The sequence below is a fragment of the Streptomyces sp. bgisy100 genome, from assembly GCF_057709105.1.
Genome location: NZ_JBYITE010000039.1, coordinates 17,315 through 42,914, shown reverse-complemented (window position 1 = coordinate 42,914; position 25,600 = coordinate 17,315). Strand labels below are relative to the sequence as shown.

20 protein-coding genes and 1 tRNA gene are annotated in these 25,600 nt (G+C 73.6%); 14 read left to right on the top strand and 7 right to left on the bottom strand.

The window, feature by feature from the left end:
• Window positions 1-754 precede the first annotated feature (754 nt).
• From AC3EQ1_RS23260 to AC3EQ1_RS23240, 5 genes are all read left to right on the top strand, one after another.
• The gene (locus tag AC3EQ1_RS23260; protein WP_351512687.1) at window positions 755-1,651 is read left to right on the top strand and encodes an FAD binding domain-containing protein; all 897 of its coding nucleotides are present in this window, start codon (window positions 755-757) and stop codon (window positions 1,649-1,651) included.
• On the top strand, window positions 1,648-4,155 hold the full coding sequence (locus tag AC3EQ1_RS23255; RefSeq protein ID WP_432096278.1) for a 2Fe-2S iron-sulfur cluster-binding protein: 2,508 nt from the start codon (window positions 1,648-1,650) through the stop codon (window positions 4,153-4,155). The genes AC3EQ1_RS23260 and AC3EQ1_RS23255 overlap by 4 nt, the downstream gene beginning before the upstream one ends.
• Complete coding sequence (locus tag AC3EQ1_RS23250; RefSeq protein WP_432096277.1) at window positions 4,152-4,295, top strand: hypothetical protein; 144 nt, start codon at window positions 4,152-4,154, stop codon at window positions 4,293-4,295. The genes AC3EQ1_RS23255 and AC3EQ1_RS23250 overlap by 4 nt, the downstream gene beginning before the upstream one ends.
• Window positions 4,295-6,610, top strand: coding sequence for a xanthine dehydrogenase family protein molybdopterin-binding subunit (locus tag AC3EQ1_RS23245; RefSeq protein ID WP_432096276.1), 2,316 nt, complete (start codon window positions 4,295-4,297; stop codon window positions 6,608-6,610). Before AC3EQ1_RS23250 ends, AC3EQ1_RS23245 begins: the two co-directional genes overlap by 1 nt.
• A gap of 496 nt (window positions 6,611-7,106) precedes the next feature.
• Window positions 7,107-7,562 carry an RICIN domain-containing protein gene (locus AC3EQ1_RS23240; RefSeq protein WP_432096275.1) on the top strand — a complete coding sequence of 152 codons (456 nt, stop codon included), beginning with the start codon at window positions 7,107-7,109 and terminating at the stop codon, window positions 7,560-7,562.
• Window positions 7,563-7,891: 329 nt separating this feature from the next.
• On the opposite strand, the gene AC3EQ1_RS23235 is transcribed toward AC3EQ1_RS23240, so the two are convergent.
• Window positions 7,892-7,963 (bottom strand) — tRNA-Cys (locus AC3EQ1_RS23235).
• A 182-nt stretch (window positions 7,964-8,145) separates the two neighbouring features.
• Window positions 8,146-9,018: an alpha/beta fold hydrolase gene (locus tag AC3EQ1_RS23230; RefSeq protein ID WP_432096274.1), complete on the bottom strand. Its 873-nt coding sequence runs from the start codon at window positions 9,016-9,018 to the stop codon at window positions 8,146-8,148.
• 160 nt (window positions 9,019-9,178) lie between these two features.
• Between AC3EQ1_RS23230 and AC3EQ1_RS23225 the strand changes: the two genes are divergently transcribed.
• From AC3EQ1_RS23225 to AC3EQ1_RS23195, 7 genes are all read left to right on the top strand, one after another.
• Window positions 9,179-10,084, top strand: coding sequence for a LysR family transcriptional regulator (locus AC3EQ1_RS23225; protein ID WP_432096273.1), 906 nt, complete (start codon window positions 9,179-9,181; stop codon window positions 10,082-10,084).
• Between the two features lie 80 nt (window positions 10,085-10,164).
• Window positions 10,165-10,851: a cysteine dioxygenase family protein gene (locus tag AC3EQ1_RS23220; RefSeq protein ID WP_432096272.1), complete on the top strand. Its 687-nt coding sequence runs from the start codon at window positions 10,165-10,167 to the stop codon at window positions 10,849-10,851.
• The gene (locus tag AC3EQ1_RS23215; RefSeq protein ID WP_432096271.1) at window positions 10,851-11,909 is read left to right on the top strand and encodes a YeiH family protein; all 1,059 of its coding nucleotides are present in this window, start codon (window positions 10,851-10,853) and stop codon (window positions 11,907-11,909) included. Before AC3EQ1_RS23220 ends, AC3EQ1_RS23215 begins: the two co-directional genes overlap by 1 nt.
• A 315-nt stretch (window positions 11,910-12,224) precedes the next feature.
• Window positions 12,225-13,820: an MFS transporter gene (locus tag AC3EQ1_RS23210; RefSeq protein ID WP_432096270.1), complete on the top strand. Its 1,596-nt coding sequence runs from the start codon at window positions 12,225-12,227 to the stop codon at window positions 13,818-13,820.
• A gap of 269 nt (window positions 13,821-14,089) precedes the next feature.
• Window positions 14,090-15,877: a DEAD/DEAH box helicase gene (locus tag AC3EQ1_RS23205; RefSeq protein WP_432096269.1), complete on the top strand. Its 1,788-nt coding sequence runs from the start codon at window positions 14,090-14,092 to the stop codon at window positions 15,875-15,877.
• 585 nt (window positions 15,878-16,462) lie between these two features.
• Window positions 16,463-17,104: an IclR family transcriptional regulator gene (locus AC3EQ1_RS23200; RefSeq protein ID WP_432096268.1), complete on the top strand. Its 642-nt coding sequence runs from the start codon at window positions 16,463-16,465 to the stop codon at window positions 17,102-17,104.
• Window positions 17,105-17,454: 350 nt separating this feature from the next.
• On the top strand, window positions 17,455-18,243 hold the full coding sequence (locus AC3EQ1_RS23195) for a YlbL family protein (RefSeq protein WP_432096267.1): 789 nt from the start codon (window positions 17,455-17,457) through the stop codon (window positions 18,241-18,243).
• Window positions 18,244-18,319: 76 nt separating this feature from the next.
• Here the strand turns inward: AC3EQ1_RS23195 and AC3EQ1_RS23190 are convergent, their stop codons facing one another.
• From AC3EQ1_RS23190 to AC3EQ1_RS23170, 5 genes are all read right to left on the bottom strand, one after another.
• Entirely contained in the window at window positions 18,320-19,303 is a 984-nt protein-coding gene (locus tag AC3EQ1_RS23190) for a glycine betaine ABC transporter substrate-binding protein (RefSeq protein ID WP_432096294.1), read from the bottom strand.
• A gap of 68 nt (window positions 19,304-19,371) precedes the next feature.
• Window positions 19,372-20,130 (bottom strand): ABC transporter permease, encoded by a 759-nt coding sequence (locus tag AC3EQ1_RS23185; RefSeq protein WP_432096293.1) that lies wholly within the window; start codon window positions 20,128-20,130, stop codon window positions 19,372-19,374.
• Between the two features lie 47 nt (window positions 20,131-20,177).
• The gene (locus AC3EQ1_RS23180) at window positions 20,178-21,626 is read right to left on the bottom strand and encodes a betaine/proline/choline family ABC transporter ATP-binding protein (RefSeq protein WP_432096266.1); all 1,449 of its coding nucleotides are present in this window, start codon (window positions 21,624-21,626) and stop codon (window positions 20,178-20,180) included.
• A complete protein-coding gene (locus AC3EQ1_RS23175; protein ID WP_432096265.1) occupies window positions 21,619-22,266 on the bottom strand; it encodes an ABC transporter permease in 648 nt (215 codons plus the stop codon). Before AC3EQ1_RS23175 ends, AC3EQ1_RS23180 begins: the two co-directional genes overlap by 8 nt.
• A 25-nt stretch (window positions 22,267-22,291) precedes the next feature.
• Window positions 22,292-22,765, bottom strand: coding sequence for an Lrp/AsnC family transcriptional regulator (locus AC3EQ1_RS23170; protein ID WP_432096264.1), 474 nt, complete (start codon window positions 22,763-22,765; stop codon window positions 22,292-22,294).
• Between the two features lie 124 nt (window positions 22,766-22,889).
• Here AC3EQ1_RS23170 and hppD point away from each other — a divergent pair, with 124 nt between their 5' ends.
• On the top strand, window positions 22,890-24,047 hold the full coding sequence (gene hppD, locus AC3EQ1_RS23165; protein WP_432096263.1) for a 4-hydroxyphenylpyruvate dioxygenase: 1,158 nt from the start codon (window positions 22,890-22,892) through the stop codon (window positions 24,045-24,047).
• 367 nt (window positions 24,048-24,414) lie between these two features.
• Entirely contained in the window at window positions 24,415-25,545 is a 1,131-nt protein-coding gene (locus tag AC3EQ1_RS23160; RefSeq protein ID WP_432096262.1) for a phage baseplate protein, read from the top strand.
• Window positions 25,546-25,600 lie beyond the last annotated feature (55 nt).

Below are 25,600 nucleotides of genomic sequence, written 5' to 3'. Positions count from 1 at the left end.
CGGCTCCCGGGTGCGCGCTGACGCGCGCCCGGGAGCCGTCCGCGTTTCCCGGTGCCGTCTCCCGTCGGTGCCGGGGCGCCGTCGCCCCGCGGGCGGGCCGGCCGGTCCGGAGGTGGGGGCCGGCGGTGAACGGGGCTCGGGCGGGCGGGGGTTCCCGGCTCCCTCCTCGGTCCCGCCCTCGGCTCTGTCTTCTGCTTGCCCTCTGCTCCGCCCTCGGCTCTGTCCTCTGTTCTGTCTTCGGCCGCAGGGTCGCGCCGTGCCGTGGCCGGTCCCGCCGGAGGTTGCGCCGAGCCGGGGCCGGTCCCGCCGGACGTTGCGCCGCGCCGCGGTGGGGCCCGGTGCCGCGGTGGGGCCCCGCGCCGTGGGCGACTTGGTGTCCCGGGTGCGGTACACCCCTTCCTCCGGCCGTGCTCCCGGCGGGAGGTCCCGCACCGCCGCGGTGCGGTGCTCGGACGCCCGATCGAGGGGGCGCCCCCGATCGTGTGAGCCGGAGCGGAAGGTGGCCGTCCGCGCGCCGGACCCCTGGGACCGTTGTCTCCGCCGCGGCGGAATTCGTACAAGGTTCCCCGAAGATGGCAATGCGCACGCACGGGTGACAGGGGAAGAAATCGGACCATTGGTCAGGTCGGTACGGAACCGCCCTTCGCGGACCCTCGCGTCGGGGACCGGTGAACATGTGCCAGAGTTGCCACGTCCGGGCTGTGAGCACGTACCGTACGGCGAACAGGCGGGACACCGGGAAGGGGCAGCTGGGTTGACCACGCACGCACCGCATGCGGCGCAGACGGTGACGTTGCCGGTCTCGCTGGACGAGGCCGTCGCGGCGCTGTCCGCCATGCCCGCCGCCGTACCCGTCGCGGGCGGCACCGACCTGATGGCGGCCGTCAACTCCGGTCTGCTGCGCCCCGCGGCCCTGGTCGGCCTCGGCCGGATCAGCGAGATCCGCGGCTGGCAGTACCAGGACGGACACGCGCTGCTCGGCGCCGGACTCACCCACGCCCGCATGGGCCGCCCGGACTTCGCGGCGCTGATCCCGGGGCTGGCCGCCGCGGCCCGCGCCGCCGGTCCGCCGCAGATCCGCAACGCCGGAACCCTCGGCGGCAACATCGTCTCCGCCGCCCCGACCGGTGACGCCCTGCCCGTGCTCGCGGCCCTGGAGGCCACGCTGATCATCGCGGGGCCGGAGCGCGCGCGGCGGGAGATCCCGGTCAGCCATCTGCTCGCCGGGATGGAGATGCTCGGCCCCGCCGAGCTCGTCGGCTTCGTCCGGGTGCCGCTGCTGCACGCCCCGCAGACCTTCCTCAAGGCGACCGGCCGCACCGGGCCGGGCCGGGCCACCGCCTCCGTCGCCGTCGTACTGGACCCCGCCCGCCGCGGGGTGCGCTGCGCGGTGGGTGCGGTCGCCCCGATGCCGCTGCGCCCGCTGGAGGCCGAGCGCTGGGTCGCCGGGCTCATCGACTGGGACGGCGACCGCGCGCTGGCCCCCGAGGCCTGCACGGCGTTCGGCGAGTACGTCGCCGCGGCCTGCATCCCCGACCCGCCGCCGGCGGCGGACGGCTCGGACCCCCCTGCGCTGCCGCCGGGAGTGCTGCATCTGCGTCGTACGGTGGCGGCACTGGCCCGCCGAGCACTGGGGAGGGCTCTCGCATGAGTTCCGAGGAGCAGCGGCAGCCGGGGCAGCCGCACGACCCCGACCCGCAGCAGGGCTGGCAGCCGCTGCCGCAGGGCGAGTACGACATCGAGGCCACGGCGTTCGTGCAACTGCCGGAGGGCCTCCTCGACATGATCGACATGCCCCCGGGCAGCGACCCGCTGGCGGCGCCCGGCCATGGCTACGTCCCCCCGCCGATAACGCCCGGGGCGGCCGTTGGTGACTCCGGCGCGCCCACGCACCCGGCGCCGCACGCCGACCCCGGCGCCGGGCAGTGGACGATGCCCTTCGGCGACGGCGCCGCACCGCACCAGCCGGCCCCGGAGAGCCACTGGCCCGCGCCCGGCGAGGAGCGGCCCCCGCACGGCACGCCGCACGGCACCGGCTGGACCGGTCCGAACGCCGAGGGATCCGCGGGGCCGTGGACGGTCCCCCCGGCCGCCGACGACATCCCGGACGAGTCCGGCGAGTACCTGCTCCGGGACTCCGACGGCGCGGGCGGCACCGGCCAGTGGCACGTCCCCGGTGCCGCGAGCGGCACCCGGTGGGACGCGGAGCGCGGTGACACCGCCCCCGCGCCGGACGCCCCGTGGCACTACCCACCCCAGGGGCAGCACGGGGCGCCGCACCCGGGCGCCGCTTCCCCCGGGCAGCACCCCGCTTCCCCCGGGCAGCACCCCGCTTCCCCCGGGCAGCACCCCGCTTCCCCCGGGCAGTACCCCGGGGCGCCGGACGGCGCCTCCGGGCACTGGAACACCGGCGGCCGGGACACCGGTCACTGGACCGTTCCCCGTGACGCGGACCCGGCGGACCGGGACGCCGCGGGCCCCTACCGTCCCGACGGCGGCACCGCGGACGGCCCGGTCCCCGGGCCGGACGCGCCCGGGTCCCCGGACGACGGCGGCCGTCCGTACGACGACCACGGCAGCGCCTACTGGGAGGCGCGCGGCACGGCCCCCGCGGGGCCCGGCACCGGCGCGCCGGCCGGGCCGAGGCCGCCGGAGCCCCGCGCGGGTGACGCCTGGCCGACCGCCCCGCAGGTGGAACTGCCGGGCCAGCGCAACGGGTTCGGCACCGACGTGCCCTCCGGCGGTTCGTACGGCAGCGGGCTGCCGGTCGGCGCCCCGTGGCCGGACGCCGACGGCGGCCACCGGCCCGCCCCGGGCCACCCGGAGCACGCCGACGCCGCCCCGCGGGCCGACGCACCGGCTCCCGGGCACGACTCGGCTCCCGGGCACGACTCGGCTCCCGGGCACGCACCGGCTCCCGGGCACGACCCGGCCGCCGGTCACACCCCGGAGCCCACGCATGCCCCGGACTCGGCGCACGTACCGGGCACGGGTCACAGCCCAGACGCGGGCCACGCCCCGCACTCGACCCACGCACCGGACGCCCACGCCCCGGACACGCACGCACCCGACACCCGCGTCCCGGACTCCACCCACGATGTGGCGCCCGCCGACGCACCTGCCGCACGGCCGACGGACGCCGGGGCCACCGCGGACACCGCCGTGCCGGGGGACCGCGACGCCGAGGACGCCGCTGCGGGCCACGGGTCCGCGAACCCGGCCGCCGGGCGCGCTCCGGCCGGTCCGGGCGACACCGTGCCCGACGGCACCCGGGTTCCCGGCGCCGCACGGGTCTCCGATGCCGCGCTCCTCTCCGATGCCGCTCCGGTCTCCGACGACGTCGCTCCGGCTTCCGGCGCGGCACCGGTCGACGGCGCGCCGGTTCCCGGTGGCGCGCCGGCTGCCGGTGGTGACTCCGTGGCGGCCGCCGACGGCCCGGCCGGAGCGGGCGACCCGGACCACCCGGCCGCGCCCGACGCCGCCGGACCCGACGCGGCACCGCAGGACGAGCCCGCGGCGTACGACCCGCACAGCGAACACCCGCACGCCTCCTACCTGTTGACGGTCAACGGCACCGACCGGCCCGTCACCGAGGCGTGGATCGGCGAGTCGCTGCTCTACGTCCTGCGGGAGCGGCTCGGCCTCGCCGGGGCCAAGGACGGCTGCTCGCAGGGCGAGTGCGGGGCGTGCTCCGTGCAGGTGGACGGCCGGCTGGTCGCCTCCTGCCTGGTGCCCGCCGCGACCGCCGCGGGCTCCGAGATCCGCACCGTCGAGGGGCTGGCCACCGACGGCGCGGCCTCCGACGTGCAGCGCGCGCTCGCCGCCAAGGGCGCCGTGCAGTGCGGCTTCTGCGTGCCCGGCCTGGCCATGACCGTGCACGACCTGCTCGAGGGCAACCACGCGCCGACCGAGCTGGAGACCCGGCAGGCGATCTGCGGCAACCTGTGCCGCTGCTCCGGCTACCGGGGCGTCCTGGACGCGGTCCGCGAGGTCGTCGAGAACCGGATCGAGGCGGCGGAGGCGGCAGGCCCGGCCGACGGGGCCGCGGAACGCACCCTGCCCGGCCCGTCGGCCGACACCGACACCACCCGGATCCCCCGCCAGACGGGCCCGTTCGGTGGGGCCCTTGGCCCCTCGACGGGAGGCCCCGCGTGATCCCCCCGCGCGCCCGCCTGCGGAACCCCGCCCCCGGGCTCACCCGGCCCGCGCGCGCCGCGGCCGGTGACCCCACCGTTCCGCCCGGCGCGGCGGCCCGCCCCCAGCAGACCTTCAGCGGCAGCGGAAAGGCAGCGTGATGACCGGTCCCGACGCGGCCACCGCGACACCGGCCGGCGGCACCCCGGTGCCCCCCGAAACCCCGGCGCACGGCATCGGAGCGTCCCTCCCGCCCGCCGACGCGCTCGCCAAGACCGCGGGCACCTTCCCGTACGCGGCCGACCTGTGGGCGGAGGGCCTGCTGTGGGCCGCCGTGCTCCGGTCCCCGCACCCGCACGCCCGCATCGTCGGCATCGACACCTCGGGCGCCGCGGAGATGCCGGGCGTGCACGCCGTCGTCACCCACGAGGACGTGCCCGGCGACGCCTGCCACGGCCGGAAGATCGCCGACCGGCCGGTCTTCGCCAAGGACCTGGTCCGGCACCACGGCGAGCCGATCGCCGCCGTCGCCGCCGACCACCCCGACACCGCGCGCCTCGCCGCCGCGGCCATCGCCGTCGAGTACGAGGTCCTGGAGCCGGTCACCGACCCGGAGCGCGCGTTCTCCGCCGAACCGCTGCACCCCGACGGCAATCTGGTCCGGCACATCCCGCTGCGCTACGGCGACCCGGACGTGAACGGCGAGGTCGTCGTCGAGGGCCTGTACCGGATCGGGCGCCAGGACCCGGCACCGATCGGCGCCGAGGCCGGACTCGCGGTGCCGCGCCCGGACGGCGGCGTCGAGATCTACACCGCCTCCACCGACCCGCACACCGACCGCGACCTCGCCGCCGCCTGCTTCGGACTCGACCGGGACCGGGTGAAGGTCGTCGTCACCGGCGTGCCCGGCGCGATGGGCGACCGCGAGGACCCGGGCATGCAACTGCCGCTGGGGCTGCTCGCGCTGCGCACCGGCCGCCCGGTGAAACTCGCCGCGACCCGCGAGGAGTCCTTCCTCGGCCACGCCCACCGGCACCCCACGCTGCTGCGCTACCGCCACCACGCCGACGCCGACGGCCGGCTCGTCAAGGTGGAGGCCCAGATCCTGCTCGACGCGGGCGCCTACGCCGACGACTCGTCCGAGTCGCTGGCCGCGGCGGTCGCCTTCGCGGCCGGCCCGTACGTGGTGCCGCACGCGTTCGTCGAGGGGTGGGCCGTGCGCACCAACAACCCGCCGTCCGGCCACGTCCGCGGTGAGGGCGCCCTGCAGGTGTGCGCCGCGTACGAGGGCCAGATGGACAAGCTCGCCGCCAAGCTGGGCATGGACCCCGTCGAGCTGCGGCTCCGGAACGTCCTGGCCACCGGCGACCTGCTGCCCACCGGCCAGACCGTGACCTGCCCCGCCCCGGTGGCCGAACTCCTCGAAGCGGTACGGGACGCCGAGCTGCCCGCCCTGCCCAAGGACGCCCCCGAGGAGGACTGGCTCCTGCCGGGCGGCCCCGAGGGCGCGGGCGAGCCGGGCGCGGTGCGGCGCGGCGTCGGCTACGCCCTGGGGATGGTGCACATGCTGGGCGCGGAGGGGACCGACGAGGTCTCCACCGCGACGGTGAAGGTCAACGGCGGTGAGGCGACCGTGATCTGCGCGGCCGTCGAGACCGGCCAGGGCTTCACCACCCTCGCCCGGCAGATCGTCCAGGAGGTGCTGGGCATCGAGGAGGTGCACGTCGCCTCCGTCGACACCGACCAGCCGCCGGCCGGCCCGGCCTGTCACGGCCGGCACACCTGGGTGTCGGGCGGTGCGGTCGAGCGCGCGGCGAAGATGGTCCGCACCCAGCTGCTGCAGCCGCTGGCCCACAAGTTCGGCATGTCCACCGAGCTCCTGACCATCGCCGACGGCAAGATCACCTCCTACGACGGGGTGCTCAGCACCACGGTCGCGGAGACGCTGGACGGCAAGGAGCTGTGGGCCACCGCGCAGTGCCGCCCGCACCCGACCGAGCCGCTGGACGAGACGGGCCAGGGCGACGCGTTCGTCGGCATGGCCTTCGCCGCCATCCGGGCGGTGGTGGACGTGGACATCGAGCTGGGCTCGGTGCGCGTCGTGGAGATGGCCGTGGCCCAGGACGTCGGCCGGGTGCTCAACCCGCGCCAGCTGGCGGCCCGGATCGAGGCGGGCATCACCCAGGGCGTGGGCGCGGCGCTGACCGAGAACCTGCGCACCTCGCGCGGCGTCGTCCGCCACCCGGACCTCACCGGCTACGCCCTTCCCACCTCGCTGGACGCCCCGGAGATCCGGATCGTCGAACTGATCGAGGAGCGGGACGTGGTGGCACCGTTCGGCGCGAAGGCGGCGAGCGCGGTACCGGTGGTCACGGCCCCGGCCGCGGTGGCGGCGGCGGTACGGGCGGCCACCGGGCGCCCGGTGAACCGCCTCCCGATCCGCCCCCAGGCGGCGGTGGCGGCGGCGCCGCAGTAGAGCAGGCGGGGTGGCGCACCTTGGAGCGGCGAACGCCGAGGTGCGCCCTTTGTGGAACGAACTCATGATGTTCGTTCATCCGGAGCGAAGGGACGCGCGCAGCTCCTCGACGGCATGACAGGCATGATTCGCAGTCTGCGAAGCGCTTCTTGGCGCACAGTGGACCGATGGCGCTTGCTCTGTGAGCAGGATGCCAGGACCGGCCGGAACCGGCGTCGGCTGAGCGTGAGCATGCGCATGAATCGGCATAGGGAAGTCATCGCGCGAATTCAGGGCTCCACGGCCCCGAACTGCACCTTGTCCACGGGGAGAAGTAAGCCGGCATGCTGTTGACACCGTGGGACGAGCGCACGCATTGCCAAGTCAAGTGTGCACTCTCTGCCGACGAAATCCGGGCGGTGGCCTCGTAGCGTGTGGGCTGGGTCGTGGGACTGCCGATTGACCGTCGGCCGCGTACCCACCACGTCACACGCATGCGGAAGGCAGTAATTTGTTTGTGAAGAAGTCGAAGGTGCTTCACTTCGCCCTTGCCGCCGTCGCACTTCCTGCAATCGGACTGGCAGCGGCCGGTCCGGCGGCGGCTGACGGTGCTGTCGACTGGAAGAGCAAGAAGGCCGGTAAGTGCCTCACCTACGACGGGCACACCATGAACGCCAAGCTGGGCGCTTGTGGGAAGAAGAACTGGTACGACGTGATACAGCAGGGCGGCAGCTATGCCGAGATGGAGCGAGGCAGTTCGGGGACCAGGTGCCTCACCGCTAACGCCGGCGGCAGGGTTTACAGCAACAATTGTGCTGCCAGCCGCAACAAGAACCAGAGGTGGTACGAGCAGAAGAAGAGCGGTGGCTGGGTACTCAAGAACGTCGGCACGGGCAAGTGCCTTGCCGTCGACGGTGGCGCCGTCCGAGCCCTTACCTGCAAGGCAGATAATAAGTCGCAGCTCTGGCAGTGACCTGACAGCGGCGGTGCACACGTGAGCACGATGCTCGCCACATCGCCGCAATAGTCCGGTGATCCTCGGGGTGCCCGAGCGTTGTGATGGGATTCATGGGGCGCCCACAGCCATGCGCTGCCCGGTATCAGCGCATGGTCGGACGTGGTGCGCACCGATGCCCGACAGGCCGTGGGCCGGCTCGGAAGCCCGAGGCGGATCAGCCGGCCGACGACGGGGGCGCGGCCGGGGCACGCGCGCCGGCCGACCACGACGGAAACCCGGACGAACAGCGATGGGGTGGTCCCTCTCGGGACCACCCCATCCGTCGCTCCTGGTCGGAGCATGAGAGGCCGTGGCGGGAATCGAACCCGCGTAACTCGCTTTGCAGGCGAGTCCCTGAACCACTCGGGCACACGGCCGTGTTGGGCTGTTGATGACGACCGTACGGTGCTGGAGTGGGGCGCTCAATGGGGCGGCGCACGGTGCCATACGACTGCCATGTGCCGTTCACAGTCGGTCCGGCAGGGGCCCGTCTTCGCCCCGCGTCAGGCAGTCTCCGCCCTCCCGTCCCTGCAGCCTCCCCGGGCCCCCACCCCCGGCCTCACGCCCCGGGTGTCGTGAGGAACTCCTCCACCAGGGGGCGCAGCGTCTCCGGTTCGTCCACCCAGGGGTAGTGGCCCACCCCGGGGAGGACGCGCAGGGTGGCGTGGCGGAAGGACTCCGCGACCAGCTCGCCCGCCCGCAGGCCGGTCACCGCGTCCAGGTCGCCGGTGACCACCAGGACCGGGCGGTCCAGCTCGGGCAGCCGGGTCAGCATCGCCCGCCGGGCGGACTCGTCGACGCCCTGCCAGAAGCCGGCCCGGGGGACCGGGTTGAGCTGTCCGGCCTCCGCGTGGGCGTGCGACTGCTGGGCCTCGTCCCAGCGCGCGTAGGCCATGGGCGCGACCCGCAGCAGCAGCTCGCGCACCTCGTCGAGATCGGAGACCTCGGCGAGCTGCCGCAGTGCGGCGGCGGCATCCGGCCACCAGGGTTCGTCCCGCCGGGACTCGAAGATCTCCCGGGCGTCGTCGGGGAGTTCGCCCTGCAGCCGGGCGCCGGGGTTGAGCAGGACCAGGTGGCTGAGGCGCTCACCGTGGGCGGCGGCGTACGCCTGGGCCGTGGCCGTGCCCGCGTCGTGGGCGAGCAGGGCGAACCGTTCCAGCCCGAGGTGTTCGCGCAGCGCCTCGACGTCCTCGGCCAGCCGCGGGAAGGCGTAGTCGGAGGCGTCGGCCGCGGTGGGGGAGTCGCCGGTGCCGCGGGCATCGGGCAGGACGAGCGGTCGGTGGCCGTCGAGTCCGCCGAGGCTCCCGAGGTAGGCGGCGTCCCGGGCGGGCCCGCCGGCCAGGCAGATCAGCGGGGGCGCGGCGCTGCCGTCGCGGGCGTCGAGCACCCGGTAGGAGAGTTCGGTGTCGTCGTACGAGCGGAAGTGCGGCATACGCATCAGGGTGCCCGATCTGCGACGGCATACGTCCGGATGCGGGGGTGCCGCGCTGTGGTGTCGCCGGTCCCTGTTGTCGGCCCCGGGCGGGGAGGGCGGCTGAAAAGCATCGGATGCGGATTCTTCTGCGATCCCAAAATCCGCTTATGATTTCCGTGTGTTCGAATCGCGGCACATCAAGACGTTTCACGAAGTGGTCAGGACGGGGTCGTACTCCGCGGCGGCTCGTTCTCTCGGCTACACCCAGCCCGCGATCACCCAGCAGATGAAGGCGCTGGAGCGATCGGTGGGCACCCCGCTGTTCACCCGCGCGGGCCGGGGCGTGCGGCTGACCGAGGCCGGTGAGGCGATGGCCCGGCACTCCGGCGTCATCCTGGACAGCATCTCCGCGGCTCAGGAGCAGATGAACGCCATCACCCGGCTGCGCTCGGGGCGGGTGCGGGTCTGTGCGTTCCCCAGCGCCAGCGCCACCCTCATACCGGAGGCCATGGCGCGGCTCTCCGCGGAGCATCCCGGGGTGCGGGTGGAGCTGCTGGAGGGGGAACCGCCGGATTCGCTGCGGCAGCTGGTGCGCGGCGAGTGCGACATCACGCTGGCGTTCAGCTACCCCGGCCTGCACGACGACGTGCCGGAGGACCTGGTCGAGGTCCCGCTGATGGAGGACCTGCTGACGGTCCTGCTGCCCGCCGGCCATCCGCTGGCCCGCCGCAAGTCGGTGCACCTGGCGGACCTGCGGGACGAGCGCTGGATCGCGGGCTGTCTGCGCTGCCGGGCCAACTTCCTGCACGCGTGCGCGGAGGAGGGGTTCGCCCCGGACATCGCGTTCACCACCGACGACAACCTCGTGGTGCAGAGCCTGGTAGCGGCCGGGGTGGGTGTCGCGATGATGCCGGCGCTGGTGCTGTCGTTCCTCTGCCACACCAAGGTGACGGGGCGTGCGGTGGAGCCGCACACCCGTCGGCAGGTGTCGGCGTACGTGCTCCGCGAGCATCTGCGGATTCCGGCCACCGCCCTGGTCCTCGACCAGCTGAAGGCGGTGGCACAGGCGCGCGTCGGCTGCTGAGCCCGGTATAAGCAGACGTTGGGGTCAGGCGTATAAATCGTCGTTGGACGTGATGGGTCGGGCAGCCTGACGCTGCGTGTATGACCCCTGCGACCGCTGCCCGCACCGCCACCGACCGGACGACCCCCGACCGTTCGACCGCCGACCGTTCGACCGCCGACCGGACGACCACCGGCCGGACCGCCTCCACGGCCCGGACACCGGCCACCGAACGGCCCGCCGCCGTCCCCGTCCGTGGCACGGCCCGGCTGCACCGACTCGTGGAGGACGTGCGGGAGGCCGTCGGGCGCGGCCTGCCCCCCGAGTTGACGGCCCATCTCGTCTCCGAGGCGCTGCGGCCGCACATGGGGGCGCCCGACCTGCTCACCGAGGACCAGCGGCAGGGCGACTCCGAGACCTACCGTTCGCATCTGCTGCACGCCGAGGCGGACGGCAGCTTCTCGGTCGTCGGGATCGTCTGGCTGCCCGGGCAGCGCACCTGTATCCACGACCATGTGGCCTGGTGCGTCGCCGGTGTGCACGAGGGCGAGGAGAGCGAGCGCCGCTACCGGCTGGTGCCCGACGGCACGTCGGCGCGGCTCGTCCCCATCCAGGACGTGGTGAACCCGCAGGGCGAGGTGTGCGGCTTCGCGCCGCCCGGCGACATCCACCGGGTGTGGAACGCCGGTACGGACGCGGCGATCTCGATCCACGTCTACGGCGCGGACATCAGCCGGCTGGGCTCCAGCGTCCGCCGGGTCTACGACCTCCCGGAGGACGACCAGTAGTGGCACTCCTGAGGGAACGCCCCACTGCCGGTCCGGGTCCGGCTCCCGTCGCGACCGTCGTCGCTCACCCCAAGGCCACCGGGCTCGCGCTCGCCTGTCTCGGCACGGCGGCGGCCTGGGCCGTCCACCGGCTGGTCCCGGCCGTACCGCTGCTGACCGCGGCGATCGTGCTGGGCATCGCCGCCGCCCATCTGCCCGGACTGCGCGGACTGGTGCGCGGCGTGGCCAAGCCGGGGCTGTCGCTGGCGGGGAAGCGCCTGATGCGGCTCGGCATCGTGCTGCTGGGGCTCAAGCTGAGCCTGAACGACGTGCTCGGGCTGGGCTGGGCGACCGTGGCGATGGTCCTCGCCGTGGTGGCCGCCACCTTCTTCGGCACCCTGTGGCTCGGCCGCCGGATGGGCCTGCGGGGCGACCAGCCCCTGCTGGTGGCCACCGGCTACTCGATCTGCGGCGCGTCGGCCATCGGCGCGGTGAGCGAGGTGTCCGACAGCGACAAGGAGGACGTCGCGACCTCGGTGGCCCTGGTGACGCTCTGCGGCACCCTCGCCATCGCCGTGCTGCCGCTGCTCCAGTACCCGCTCGGGCTGAGCGATCCGCAGTTCGGCCGCTGGGTCGGTGCGGGGGTGCACGACGTCGGGCAGGTCGTGGCGACCGCCCAGGCCGCCGGCCCCGGGGCGCTGGGCGAGGCGGTCCTGGTCAAGCTGATGCGGGTGGCCATGCTCGCGCCGCTCGTCGCCGGCGTGGCCGTGCATATCCGGCGGCGCGGCAAGGCGGCGGCCGGCCGTACGGAGGGACGCCGTCCGGCGCTGGTGCCGCTGTTCGTGCTGGGCTTCCTGGCGATGGTGGCCCTGCGCAGCACCGGGGGAGTGCCGGTCTCCGTGCTCGACGCGGCGCAGATCGCCCAGGAACTCCTGCTGGCCACCGCGCTGTTCGCGCTGGGCAGCGCGGTCCACCTGCCCACGCTGGCCCGGACCGGAGGCCGGGTCGCCGCGCTGGGCCTGTGCTCCTGGGTGGTGGTGGCGGGGGTGTCGTACGCGGGGGTGCTGCTCACCACCTGAGGGGCGGACGGAACCACCCGACGCCCCCTGGGACCGGTGCGTGCGGGTGGACGGCGCGCCGACGGCCACGGCCGCGGCCCGGTACGGAGGGCGGGCCGCGGCCGGAGGGGGCTTCCGTGGCCTCGGCATGGGCTGCGGCTTCTGCTGTGGTCACCGCGGCTGCCTCCCCCGGCCACCGCGACCTATCCCCCGTCGGCCACCGCGACCTATCCCCCTCGGTCACTGCGGCCTCCTCCGTGGCCTAGGACCGAAGACCGACCCGATCACCGTCCCGCGCCAGGTGTCGGACCGTCAGGGCGCTCCTACGCTGGCGCAATGACCGCATTCGACCAGGGGAACGACACAGTGGCCGATTCCGCCGGTGCCGCCGAGGGCACCGGCGTTCCCGGTTCCGGGGCGCCGGACGGAAGCCCCGTCCCGGAGGGAAGTACCGCCCCGGACCGCAGCCCCGGCCCGGACCGCAGCCCCGGCCCGGACCGCGGCCCCGGCCTGGACGAGACCGTCCTCGGGAGGCGCTTCCGGGCGCTCACCCTGGGCATCATCTCCGTGGTCTCGCTGATCGCCTTCGAGGCCAGCGCGCTCAACACGGCCCTGCCCGTCGCCGCCCACGACCTGGACGGCATCGCCCTCTACGCGTACGCCTTCTCCGGCTACTTCACCGCCAGCCTCTTCACCATGGTCCTCTCCGGTGAGTGGTGCGACCGCCGGGGCCCGCTCGTCCCGCTGTTCACCGGGATCGTGGCCTTCGGCACCGGGCTGGTGCTCGCCGGTGCGGCGCAGACCATGTGGACCCTGGTCGCGGGCCGGTGCGTCCAGGGGGCCGGGGGCGGGCTGGTGATCGTCGCCCTGTACGTGGTGGTGGGCCGGGCCTACCCGGACCGGCTGCGCCCGGCCGTGCTGGCCTCGTTCAGCGCCGCCTGGGTGCTGCCCGTCATCGTCGGCCCCCTCGTCGCCGGTACCGTCACCGAACAGTTCGGCTGGCGCTGGGTGTTCCTCGCTATTCCGGCGCTGATCCTGCTGCCGCTCGCCGTGATGCTGCCCGCCCTGCGGGGGCTCCCCGCCGGGGACCGCACCCCGGCCGTGGACCGCCGCCGTATCCTCTTCGCCCTCGCCGTCGCGGCGGGCGCCGGCCTGCTGCAGTACGCGGCGCAGGCCGTGCCGTCCGGCGGCGTGGGCCCGGTCGCGGTGGCCGCGGCGGCCGCCGGGCTGCTGCTGGTCGTCCCGGGCATCCGCCGGCTGTTGCCGCGCGGTACGTTCCGGGCGGCGCGCGGGCTGCCCGCGGTGATCCTGCTGCGCGGGGTGGCGGCCGGGTCCTTCCTCGGCGCGGAAACGTTCGTTCCGCTGATGCTCGTCACCCAGCGCGGACTGACGCCCACCCAGGCCGGGCTCTCCCTCACCGGCGGCGGGCTGACCTGGGCGCTCGGCTCGTACGTCCAGGCCAGGAGCCGGATGGAGCCCCACCGGGAGCGGCTCATGACGCTGGGCACGACGCTGATGGCCCTCTCCATCGCCGGTTGCGCGCTCGCCCTCGCCGCATCGGTGCCGGCCTGGACGGTGGCCGTCTGCTGGATGGCCGGCGGCTTCGGCATGGGCCTGACGATCTCCAGCGCGAGTGTGCTGCTGCTGGAACTGTCCCGCCCGGAGGAGGCGGGCAGCAACTCCGCCTCCCTCCAGGTCTCCGACGCGCTGGGGTCGATCACCCTGGTCGGACTCAGCGGCGTGGTCTTCGTCGGGCTCGGCGGGGGATCGGTCACGGCGGGGGCGCACGCGGTGTCCGGAGCGGCCGGTGCCGGTGCCGGTACGGGCCGCCCCGCGGCGTTCGCCGCGGTGTATCTGGCGATGGCGGCGGTGGCCCTCGTCGCCGCGTACATCACCACGCGACTGCGGCCCGCGCCCGAACGGGCGGGCTGAGCGGGGCCGATGGCCGGTGACCCGTGGCCGGGGAGCGCGGGGCCCGGTCCGGGCGTTCTCCGGGCGGGTTCGGAACGTTCTGCGGCGGCTTCCGGCAGCTTCCCGAGGCTTTCGGCGTGCTTTTCGGGACGAGTTCCGGCCGGGGCCGACGGACGCGGATGTGAGGTGGATCCCACCCCGGGGCAGCCGTGGGGCGCACCCGCGGAGCGCGCCCCCGGCACCGGTAGGCTGACGCGGTTCCCGATCGCCGAGCCAGCCCGACGGAGACCGTGACTACCACCACCGCCAACCACCATCTCTCGCCCGCCTTCCCCGGCCGCGCCCCCTGGGGTACGGCCAACAAGCTGCGTGCCTGGCAGCAGGGCGCGATGGACCAGTACATCGAGAAGCAGCCGCGGGACTTCCTCGCGGTGGCGACACCCGGCGCGGGCAAGACCACGTTCGCGCTGACCCTCGCCTCCTGGCTGCTGCACCACCACGTCGTGCAGCAGGTGACCGTGGTCGCGCCGACCGAGCATCTGAAGAAGCAGTGGGCGGAGGCGGCGGCCCGGATAGGCATCAAGCTCGACCCGGAGTACAGCGCGGGGCCGCTGGGCCGTGAGTACCACGGCGTCGCGGTGACCTACGCGGGTGTCGGCGTGCGGCCCATGCTGCACCGCAACCGCTGCGAACAGCGCAAGACGCTGGTCATCCTGGACGAGATCCACCACGCCGGTGACTCCAAGTCCTGGGGCGAGGCGTGCCTCGAGGCGTTCGACCCGGCGACCCGGCGGCTCGCGCTCACCGGCACGCCGTTCCGGTCCGACACCAACCCCATCCCGTTCGTGCAGTACGAGGAGGGCAACGACGGCATCCGCCGCTCCTCCGCCGACTACACCTACGGCTACGGCAACGCGCTCGGCGACGGCGTCGTCCGCCCGGTCATCTTCCTCTCCTACAGCGGCAACATGCGCTGGCGGACGAAGGCGGGCGACGAGGTCGCCGCCCGGCTCGGCGAGCCGATGACCAAGGACGCGGTGTCCCAGGCCTGGCGCACCGCCCTGGACCCGCGCGGCGAGTGGATGCCGAATGTGCTGAAGGCCGCGGACCACCGGCTGACCGAGGTCCGCAAGGCGATCCCGGACGCGGGCGGGCTGGTCATCGCCTCCGACCAGGACTCCGCGCGCGCCTACGCGAAGCTGATCCGCGAGATCACCGGCAAGGGGCCGACCGTCGTCCTCTCCGACGACAATGGCGCCTCGCAGCGCATCGACGACTTCAGCGCGTCCGAGGACCGGTGGATGGTCGCGGTCCGGATGGTGTCGGAGGGGGTGGACGTGCCGCGGCTGGCGGTCGGCGTCTACGCCACGACCATCTCCACACCGCTCTTCTTCGCCCAGGCGGTGGGCCGTTTCGTGCGGTCCCGGCGGCGCGGTGAGACGGCGTCCGTCTTCCTGCCCACCATTCCGATGCTGCTCGGCTTCGCCAACGAGATGGAGGTCGAGCGCGACCACGTCCTGGACAAGCCGAAGAAGGAGGGCGAGGAGGACCCGTACGCGGAGTCCGAGAAGGAACTCGCCGAGGCCGAGAAGCAGCAGGACGAGGACACCGGCGAGCAGGACGCGCTGCCGTTCGAGGCGCTGGAGTCCGACGCGGTGTTCGACCGGGTGCTCTACGACGGCGCCGAGTTCGGCATGCAGGCCCACCCGGGCAGCGAGGAGGAACAGGACTACCTGGGCATTCCGGGCCTCCTCGAACCCGATCAGGTGCAGATGCTGCTGCAGAAGCGGCAGGCCCGGCAGATCCAGCACAGCCGGAAGAAGCCCGACGAGGAAGCCGATCTGCTGGAGCTCCCGGCGGAGCGGCGGCCGATCGTCAGCCACAAGGAGATGCTGGAGCTCCGCAAGCAGCTGAACAACCTGGTCGGCGCCTATGTGCACCAGAGCGGCAAGCCGCACGGGGTGATCCACACCGAGCTGCGCCGGGTGTGCGGCGGGCCGCCGAGCGCGGAGGCGACGGCGGGGCAGATCCGGGAGCGGATCAAGAAGGTCCAGGAGTGGGCGACGCGGATGCGGTGAGCGGCTGACGGCTGCTGGTCGCTGGTCGGCGTTCGGCTGTGGCGACGAGGGGCGGTCGTCGGCCGCCGGTCGTCGGGCGCCAGTCTGCGGGCGTTGATGTCGACGCGTCGGCCGCTCGTGCGGTGAGGGCCGGTGGCCGCCGGCCGGTCGCTCGTGAGTCGGGGGCCGCCCGGCGCTCCGCGGCAGCGGCCGGCCGGCTGGTGTCCAGAGGTTGTGGCGGTGACCGAATCGGCGGGGCGGGGGAGTCCCGGACGCCCCCGGAGGGGCGACCGGGGCGCGGAAGCAGCTGCTCCGACCGGTCGTCACCAGGCGCTCAGCGGTCGGTCTCGGGCCCGATTCCCGGTCCGGAGCGGTCCGCAATGCGCGTAAACCGACCGTGATATGCCCGGATTCTGGACGGACTCTTCCGCTCAGCGGGACCGCTCGCTAGCGTTCCGGTCTACCCCACACGCCCCGTGGCAACGCCGCCGCGGAGCGCAGCCGGTGCCATGCGACCGGCGGCCTCTCCGTGCGCTGCCGCTGGGACCGGCAGGGCCACCCACCGCGGGAGAGCGCCGCCCGTCACTCAGACGAGGAGGGGGCGTCGTGACCGCGGAGACGTCTCAAACGCTCGACCGGGGACTGCGGGTCCTCAAGCTGCTGGCCGATACCGACCACGGGCTGACCGTGACCGAGCTGTCCAACAAGCTCGGGGTCAACCGGACCGTCGTCTACCGACTGCTCGCCACCCTCGAGCAGCACGCACTCGTCCGCCGGGACCTCGGCGGGCGTGCCCGGGTCGGACTGGGGGTGCTGCGGCTGGGGCGCCAGGTGCATCCCCTGGTGCGGGAGGCCGCGCTGCCCGCGCTGCGCTCGCTCGCGGAGGACATCGGGGCCACCGCCCACCTGACCCTCGTCGACGGCACCGAGGCCCTGGCCGTCGCGGTCGTCGAGCCGACCTGGACCGACTACCACGTGGCCTACCGGGCCGGATTCCGGCACGCGCTGGACCGCGGAGCCGCGGGCCGGGCGATCCTCGCCGCCCGGCGGAACCCGGGCGCCGACCCCGGCTTCGAGCTCACCCACGGCGAGCTGGAGGCGGGCGCGAGCGGCGCCGCCGCCCCTCTGCTGGGGGTGACGGGTGTGGAGGGCAGCGTGGGCGTGGTCATGCTCGCCGACTCCGTACCGGAACGGGTCGGCCCGCGGGTGATGGAGGCGGCCCGGGAGGTGTCGGAAGCGCTGCGCTGACCGGGGCGAGCGCCGCACTTACCCGGCCGAGGCGCGTGGTGACCGGGCTGCCCTGGGCTGACCGCGCCGGGGCGCTGCGCACACCGGGCCGGGGCGCAGTGGTGACCGTGCCGGGCGGGGTCCGCGGGCGGACCGCCGGAGGGCGCGTCCCGACGTGCCGTCCCGACGTGCCGTCCCGGCGTGCCCGTCCCGGTTGTCGCCTCGGGGACCGCGTCGGCCCCCGGCCCCGGCCGCGGGCTCGCGGCGGTCCGTCCACCACGCCGGCCGGCCCGGGGCGGTGGCTGCGCCGTCGCCGGGCCCGGAGCCGCCCCCTGCGACGTCCGCGCCTCCGGTGAACTAGATTCGTTCCCATGCCAGCCGTCTCTCCCCGCTCCCGGCTCCTCGCTGTCTGCGCCCTGCCCGTGACCGCGCTGTTCGCCGTGGCCGCGTTCGCCCCCCTGCCGTTCTCGATCGCGCAGCCGGGCATGACCGCGGATGTGCTCGGCAGCAACAAGGGCAAGCCGGTGATCACCGTTTCGGGTGCCGAGACCCGGAAGACGACGGGGCAGCTGCGGATGACGACGATCGCCGCGACGGGCCCGGACGCGCAGGTCGGCCTGGGGGACGTGGTCGACGGCTGGTTCGACACGGACCGCGAGGTGCTGCCGCGCGAAGCGGTCTACCCGGTCGGCGAGAGCACCCAGCAGATCGAGAAGCACAACGTGCAGGAGATGCGGAAGTCCCAGGGCTCCGCCACCGACGCCGCGCTGCGCCGGCTCCACCGCTCGCCCGACGACGTCAAGGTCACCCTGCGGCTCGCGGACGTCGGCGGGCCGAGCGCGGGGCTGCTGTTCTCCCTCGGCATCATCGACAAGCTGGACGGCGACGGCCGGGGCGGCGACCTCACGGGCGGCCGTACGATCGCCGGGACCGGCACCATCACCGAGGACGGCACGGTGGGCGCGGTCGGCGGCGTACCGCTGAAGACCCAGGCGGCCCGGCGGGACGGCGCGACCGTTTTCCTGGTCCCGAAGGCGGAGTGCTCCGACGCGAAGTCCGGCCTGCCGAAGGGGCTTCGCCTGATCCCCGTCACCACGCTCGACGGCGCCGTCGATTCGCTGCAGGCCCTGAACACCGGCGGCCGGGTCCCGAGCTGCTGACCCGCTCGGCGCGGGGCGGTCGGTGCCGGCCGTCGCCCGAGAAGGCGTCCCGCGTCCGACGTCGGCTCCCGCCCGGTCACCCCTCCTTGATGAACCCCTCCTGCACCAGCCAGTCCAGCGCCACGTCGTGCGGGTCCTCGCCGCCCACGTCCACCTTCGCGTTCAGCTGCTGGGCGACCCGCGTCGTCAGCCGCTTGCTGATCGGGTCGAGGACGTCGGCGATCTCCGGGTGCTTCCGGAAGGCGTCCGTGTTGATCTCCGGTGCCGCGTTGTAGTTGGGGAAGAAGTGCTTGTTGTCGTCCAGCACCGTCAGGTTGAGCTCCGGGATGCGGCCGTCGGTGGTGAAGACCTCGCCCAGGGTGCACGCGGCGCCCTTCGAGACCTGGGTGTAGACGATGCCGCTGTCCATCTTCTTGATGTTCCCGGGCGGGATCGTGAAGCCGTACTTCTTCTGCAGGCCCGGCAGCCCGTCGTCGCGGACCGCGAACTCGCTCTCCACGCACAGCGTGGCCGCCCCCGGGTCGGTCTTCGTCAGCCGCGCCACGTCGGACAGCGTCCGGAGGCGGTACTTCTTGGCGTTCGCCGGGTTGGCGGCCAGCGCGTAGGTGTTGTCCAGCGGCGCGGGCGGCAGCCAGGTGATGCCGTTCCTCCGGTCCTCGTCGCGGACGGCCACCCACTGCTTGTACGGGTCCACGATCGGCGTCGTGTGGCCGAGATAGGTGATCCACGCCGTGCCCGTGTACTCGTACATCCCGTCCGCCGCGCCCGACTTGACGGCCTCCCGGGCGCCGATCGACCCCTGGATGTTGGTGCGGTCGAGCACCTCCGCGCCCGCCGCCTTGAAGGCCAGGCCCATCATCTGGCCCAGGATGATCTGCTCGGTGAACTGCTTGGAGGTGACGGTCAGCTTGGCCCCCTCCAGCGGACGCCCCTGCCCCACCGAGCCGGGCAGCACATCGTCCACCAGCGGGCTGCCGCTGGTCAGTCCGCATCCGGAGAGCGTCGCGGCGGCCAGCAGCAGCGCGCAGCCGCCGGCCGTCGCCGTCGTCGCGAGGCGCATCCTCACCCGGTGCGTCGTCCTCTTCTGGCGCATCTTCACCCGGCGCATCGTCCTCGTCCGGCGCATCCTCACCCCACCTCCAGGCCGCGCGGCCGCAGCAGGACCTCGGCGAGGTTGGCCAGCCAGTCCACCATCAGCGCCAGCGCCACGGTCAGGACCGAGCCCAGCACCAGCACCGGCATCCGCTGATTGGTGATGCCGGCCGCGATCAGGTCCCCGAGGCCGCCGCCCCCGCCGAACGTGGCGAGGGTCGCGGTGCCGACGTTGAGCACCAGGGCGGTGCGTACGCCGGCCAGGATCAGCGGGACGGCCAGCGGGAGTTCGACCCGCGTCAGGACGCCCAGCGGTGACATCCCGATGCCGCGCGCCGCGTCCACGAGCGTCGGGTCGATGGCCTTCAGCCCGGCCATGGTGTTGCTGAGGACGGGCAGGATCGCGTAGATGATGATGCCGATCAGCGCCGACCGCTGACCGATCCCGAGCCAGATCACCAGCAGCGCCAACAGGCCGAGGGCCGGGGTCGCCTGGCCGATGTTGGCGAGCGCGGTCACCACCGGCGAGGCCCGGCGCAGCGCCTTGCGGGTCAGGGCGATCCCCAGCGGAATCGCGATGATCAGCACGAAGAACGTGGAGATGGCGACCAGCTTGATCTGCTGCCAGAGCGCGGTGCGGACGATCTCCAGGCTCAGGGAGTTCCGGGCGATCGAGTCCAGGTGGACGTTGCTCAGCCAGAGCGCGGTGGCGCCGACGGCGACGACCACGAAGGCCGGGATGATCACCAGCTTCTGCCAGGTGAGCCGGGCCGGGACCCGGTCCTGGCCGACCATTCCGGTCTCGATCTCGTCCTGGGCGGCCGGCGCGGTGGTCCCCGGGCTCACGACGGCTCCTCCGGCGGGGCGACGGACCCGCCGCGGCCCTCCCGGCCGGGGGCGTCGGCCCGTGGCCCGGCGGCAGCGGCACCCGGTTCGCCGGACCCCGGCTCTCCGGAACCGGACTCCCCGGAACCGGAACCGCCGCCCCCCGACCCCCCACTGCCGGAACGTTCCGCCCCCGACCCCCCACTGCCGGAACGTTCCGCCCCCGACCCCCCACTGCCGGAACGTTCCGCCTGCGACCCCCCACCGCCGGAACGTTCCGCCTCCGACGCCCGCCGCTCGTCCGGCGGTTCCATCGCGGCCAGCCGGTCCGCCTCCAGCATCTCGTGCACCGTGTTGAGCAGCGTCTCCATGTCGACCACCCCGGCGTACTCGCCGCGCCGCCCGGTCACCGCGACCCGGCCGCTGCTGTCCACCAGCACCGCCTCCAGGGCGTCGTGGAGGGTCGCGTCCCGGGTCACCGTGTCCTGGATCAGCGCCCCGGCGCGGGCCAGCGAGCCCTGGGCGCGCATCAGGTCGCCGCGCCGCAGCCACTTGTACGGCCGTCCCCGCTGGTCCAGCAGCAGCAGTTCGTTGGTGTTGCCCGACTGGAGCCGCTCCAGGATGGTGTCCAGCGGGTCGTCGACCGTGACGGTGGGGAAGTCGGCGATCTCCACGTCCCGCACCCGGGTGAGGTTGAGCCGTTTGAGTGCCGCCCCGGCGCCGACGAAGCCGGAGACGAAGTCGTCGGCCGGGTTGGTGAGGATCGCCTCCGGGGTGTCGAACTGGGCGATGTGCGACTGCTCGCGCAGCACCGCGATCCGGTCGCCCAGCTTGATCGCCTCGTCGAAGTCATGGGTGACGAAGACGATCGTCTTGTGCAGTTCGTGCTGGAGCCGGATCAGCTCGTCCTGGAGGTGGTCGCGGGTGATCGGGTCGACCGCGCCGAACGGCTCGTCCATCAGCAGCACCGGCGGATCCGCCGCCAGCGCCCGGGCCACCCCGACGCGCTGCTGCTGGCCGCCGGAGAGCCGGCGCGGATAGCGGCCGCGGAACTCGCCCGGGTCCAGGCCGACCAGGTCGAGCATCTCCTCGACGCGGTCCTTCACCTTCGCCTTCGGCCAGCCCACCATGCGGGGGACGAGCGCGATGTTCTCGGCCACCGTCATGTGCGGGAACAGCCCCGACGCCTGGATGGCGTAGCCGATCGTGCGGCGCAGCCGTACCGGGTCGATGCCCGTGACGTCCTCCCCGCCGATCCGGATCCGGCCGGACGTCGGCTCGATCAGCCGGTTGATCATCTTCAGCAGGGTGCTCTTGCCGCAGCCGGACGGGCCGACCAGGATCACGATCTCCCCGGCGTTGATGTGCAGATCGACGCCGTCGACCGCGGGGACCGAACCTCCCGGATAGCGCTTGGTGAGCTGCTCCAGCTCGATCGTGGCACCGGTGACCGCGGGTTCAGGCACGGATTCCCCTCGAGATGGTGAGACGTCCGATGAGGACGTACGCGGCGTCGAAGAGCAGGGCGAGCACGACGATCCCGAGCGTCCCGGACAGCACCTCGTTCAGCGCGTTGGCGCTGCCCAGGCTGGAGATCCCCCGGAAGATCAGGTTCCCCAGCCCCGGGCCGGAGGCGAACGCGGCGATGGCGGCGATGCCCATCAGCATCTGCGTCGCCACCCGGATGCCGGTGAGGATGGGCGGCCAGGCCAGCGGGAGTTCGACCCGCAGGAGGCGGGCGGTGCGGGACATGCCGATGCCCCGGGCCGACTCCACCAGCGACGGGTCGACGCCGCGCAGCCCGACGATGCAGTTGCGCACCACCGGCAGCAGCCCGTACAGGGTGAGCGCGATGACGGTCGGGGCGACGCCCAGGCCGACGACCGGCACCAGCAGGCCGATCATGGCCAGCGAGGGCACGGTGAGAACGGTCGCCGTCGAGGTGATGGCGAGGTTCCCGGCCCACTCGGAGGTGTAGGTCAGCACACCGATCAGCACTCCGATCAGCGTGGCGAGCACCATGCACTGGAACACCGCGCTGGCGTGCTGGTACGCGTCCACCAGCAGTTGCTCGTGGCGGTTTCCGAGGTACTCCCAGAAGCTCACATCCGGGCCCTCCGTCCTGCTCGGCTCAGGGGCGGTCCTCCGACGCCTGGCGCACCAGCGGGATGATCCGTAGCGGTACCGGGTTCTCCATCACGATGGCAGTCGAGGCTCGCACGATGCCATCAAAGCCCACAACCCGGTCGATGACACGTTGTAGGTCGGCATTGGAGCGGGCCACCAGCCGGCAGAGCATGTCGCCGTGGCCGGTGGTGGTGTGCAGCTCCAGCACCTCCGGCACGGTCGCCAAGTGGGTCCGCACGTCGGCGCCTTGCCCCTGCTTGATCTCCAGGGTGGCGAACGCCGTCACCGGATAGCCCAGGGCCGCCGGGTCCACCTCCGGCCCGAAGCCGCGGATCACCCCATTGGCCTGAAGCCGGTCCAGCCTGGCCTGAACCGTGCCCCGGGCCACGCCGAGCCGGCGGGACGCCTCCAGGACCCCGATACGGGGCTCCACCGCGAGCAGCTCGATCAGCCGCCCGTCCAGTCCGTCGATCCCCATGCGTCACGCCTCCCGATGGTCATCATGTACAGACCGACCGGCGGAACCCTGGTTCGGCTGTACACAGTGTGCAGCGGAATCCCCAACTATTGCGCACCTTGTGGTTCGGGGGGAGCCTGCGGATATGACTGAGACCATCGATCACCGCCCTGCCGGATCGACCGAAGAGGGCGCACGTCAGGCCGACCCCTTCCCGGTGAAGGGGATGGACGCGGTCGTCTTCGCGGTCGGCAACGCCAAGCAGGCCGCCCACTACTACTCCACGGCGTTCGGCATGAAGCGCGTGGCGTACTCCGGCCCGGAGAACGGCAGCCGGGAGACCGCCAGTTACGTGCTGGAGTCCGGGGGCGCCCGGTTCGTGTTCACCTCCGTCATCAAGCCCGTCTCCGACCACGGGCGGTTCCTCGCCGAGCATGTCGCCGCGCACGGCGACGGCGTGATCGACCTGGCGATCGAGGTGCCGGACGCCCGCGCCGCCTACGCCTACGCGGTGGAGCACGGCGCCACCGGCCTGGACGAGCCGCACGAGGTGAAGGACGAGCACGGCACCGTCGTCCTCGCCGCCATCGCCACCTACGGCAGGACCCGCCACACCCTGGTGGAGCGCGGTGACTACCGGGGTCCGTACCTGCCCGGCTATGTCGCGGCCGAGCCGATCGTCGAGCCCGGCCCCCGCCGTTTCCAGGCCATCGACCACTGCGTCGGCAATGTCGAGCTCGGCCGGATGGACGAGTGGGTCGGCTTCTACAACAAGGTCATGGGCTTCACCAACATGAAGGAGTTCGTGGGCGACGACATCGCCACCGAGTACTCCGCGCTCATGTCGAAGGTCGTGGCGGACGGCACCCGCAAGGTGAAGTTCCCGCTCAACGAGCCCGCCGTGGCGAAGAAGAAGTCGCAGATCGACGAGTACCTGGAGTTCTACGGCGGCCCGGGCGTCCAGCACATCGCGCTGGCCACCAACGACATCGTGGCGACCGTACGGGCCATGCGGGCGGCCGGGGTGCAGTTCCTCGACACCCCCGACTCCTACTACGACACCCTCGGCGAGTGGGTCGGCGACACCCGGGTGCCGCTGGAGACGCTGCGCGAGCTGAAGATCCTCGCCGACCGCGACGAGGACGGCTACCTGTTGCAGATCTTCACCAAGCCCGTTCAGGACCGCCCCACCGTCTTCTTCGAGATGATCGAGCGGCACGGTTCCATGGGCTTCGGCAAGGGCAACTTCAAGGCGCTGTTCGAGGCGATCGAGCGGGAGCAGGAGAAGCGCGGCAACCTGTGACACGCCCGGCGGCGCCGGGGCTGTGGTCCGGATCCTGCCTGATCCGAACCGGCCCCTGGACCGCCCGCACGCTCCCGCTCGCGCGGGGGTGGCCCCAGCGGCCCCACGGAACCTGACCCGTGGGGCCGCGGTGCGTCGCCGTTCCCTCGGGCGCCGCTGAACCGACGGCGGGGGCGGCCCGACGGCGGGGCGGGCGGCTCCGGGCCGACGCGCCGCCGTGCGCCGGGCGCGGGCACCGGCCGGGCGCCGTGGGACACCACCGCCGTGACACGGACGCCGGGCGGAACGGACCCCGTACGGATGAACTTCGCGACCCCGCCGTCCGCCTTCGTTCCGGCCGCGTCCCGGTACCTCCGACAGTGTTCCGATGCGACAGGAAGACACATCACCACTTCGGCCCACCCGCAGGTCCGTGCTCCGGCTCGGCGGCGGCGCGGTGGTGGCGTCCGCGCTCGGGGCGTCACCGGCGTACGCGGCCACCGGGACCGGCACCGCGCCGCTCGACGGGCCGTCCGCCACCGGACGGCCCGTCCGCGGCGCCGGCCGGGCACCGGCCGCCCCCGACCGGCCGTTCGACCTGAGCGGGGCCGCCACCCGCTGGATCCACGAGAAGCGGCTGCAGCAGACGACGGTGCTCCAGTCCTTCGCCTTCGACGAGGACAACCGGCACATCTACGCCCTCCAGGTGATCCGCGGCGGAGTCCAGCTGCCGGGCGAGCCCCGCGCGTACACCCACGCCGAGCGGACCCGGTCCGGGGACCTGTGCCTCAACCGGCTCTCCATGGACGGCGACGTGCTGGGCCACATGTACCTCAAGGGCTTCGGGCACGGCAGCGCGATGGGCGTCGAGCCGCTCGGGAGCGGCCGGTTCGCGCTGTGGACCGAGTGCGACGCCGACCCCCAGACCGGGCACGCCCGCGGCATCGGCCGTTACCGCTACGCCGAGAACACGATCCTGCACTGCTCCGACCCCGGGGTCGCCATCCACCGCCCGCAGCCCGGCTCCATCAGCAACTCGGCCGCCATCGACCTGCACGGCCGGCGGCTGCTGCTGCGCTACCGCCGGGCCGACGGGGTGCGCTTCGCCGTCTACGACTTCGACCTCTTCCGGCGCGGCAGCTACCGCCCGATCGTCGACTTCCCCCAGCCGGGCGCCGAGCTCGGCCTCCCGTTCCAGGGCATGACGCTGTACGGCGACTACGCCTATCAGGTGATCGGCGCCTTCCGGGACCCCGACGACCCCGATTCCGAGGAGGTCGGCATCAACGGGCGCCTGTACTGCATGGACCTGAGCAGTGGGGGAGTCATCCAGGAGCTGCGGACCCGCTCGGTCGACGTGCTGCTGGCGCGCGAGCCGGAGGGCCTGGCGGTGCTGCACACTCCCCGGCCGCGGCTGTGCATGGGGTACGCCTCGGGGCCGGTCGGCGGCCGGAAGTACTCCCTCTACTACAAGGAGGCCCCGGAGCCGGATCCGGCTCCGCTGAGCCCGGGGCCGTGAGCCCGGGGCCGTGAGCCCCAGCCCCTGAACCCAGCCCCTGAACCCCGCCCCTGAA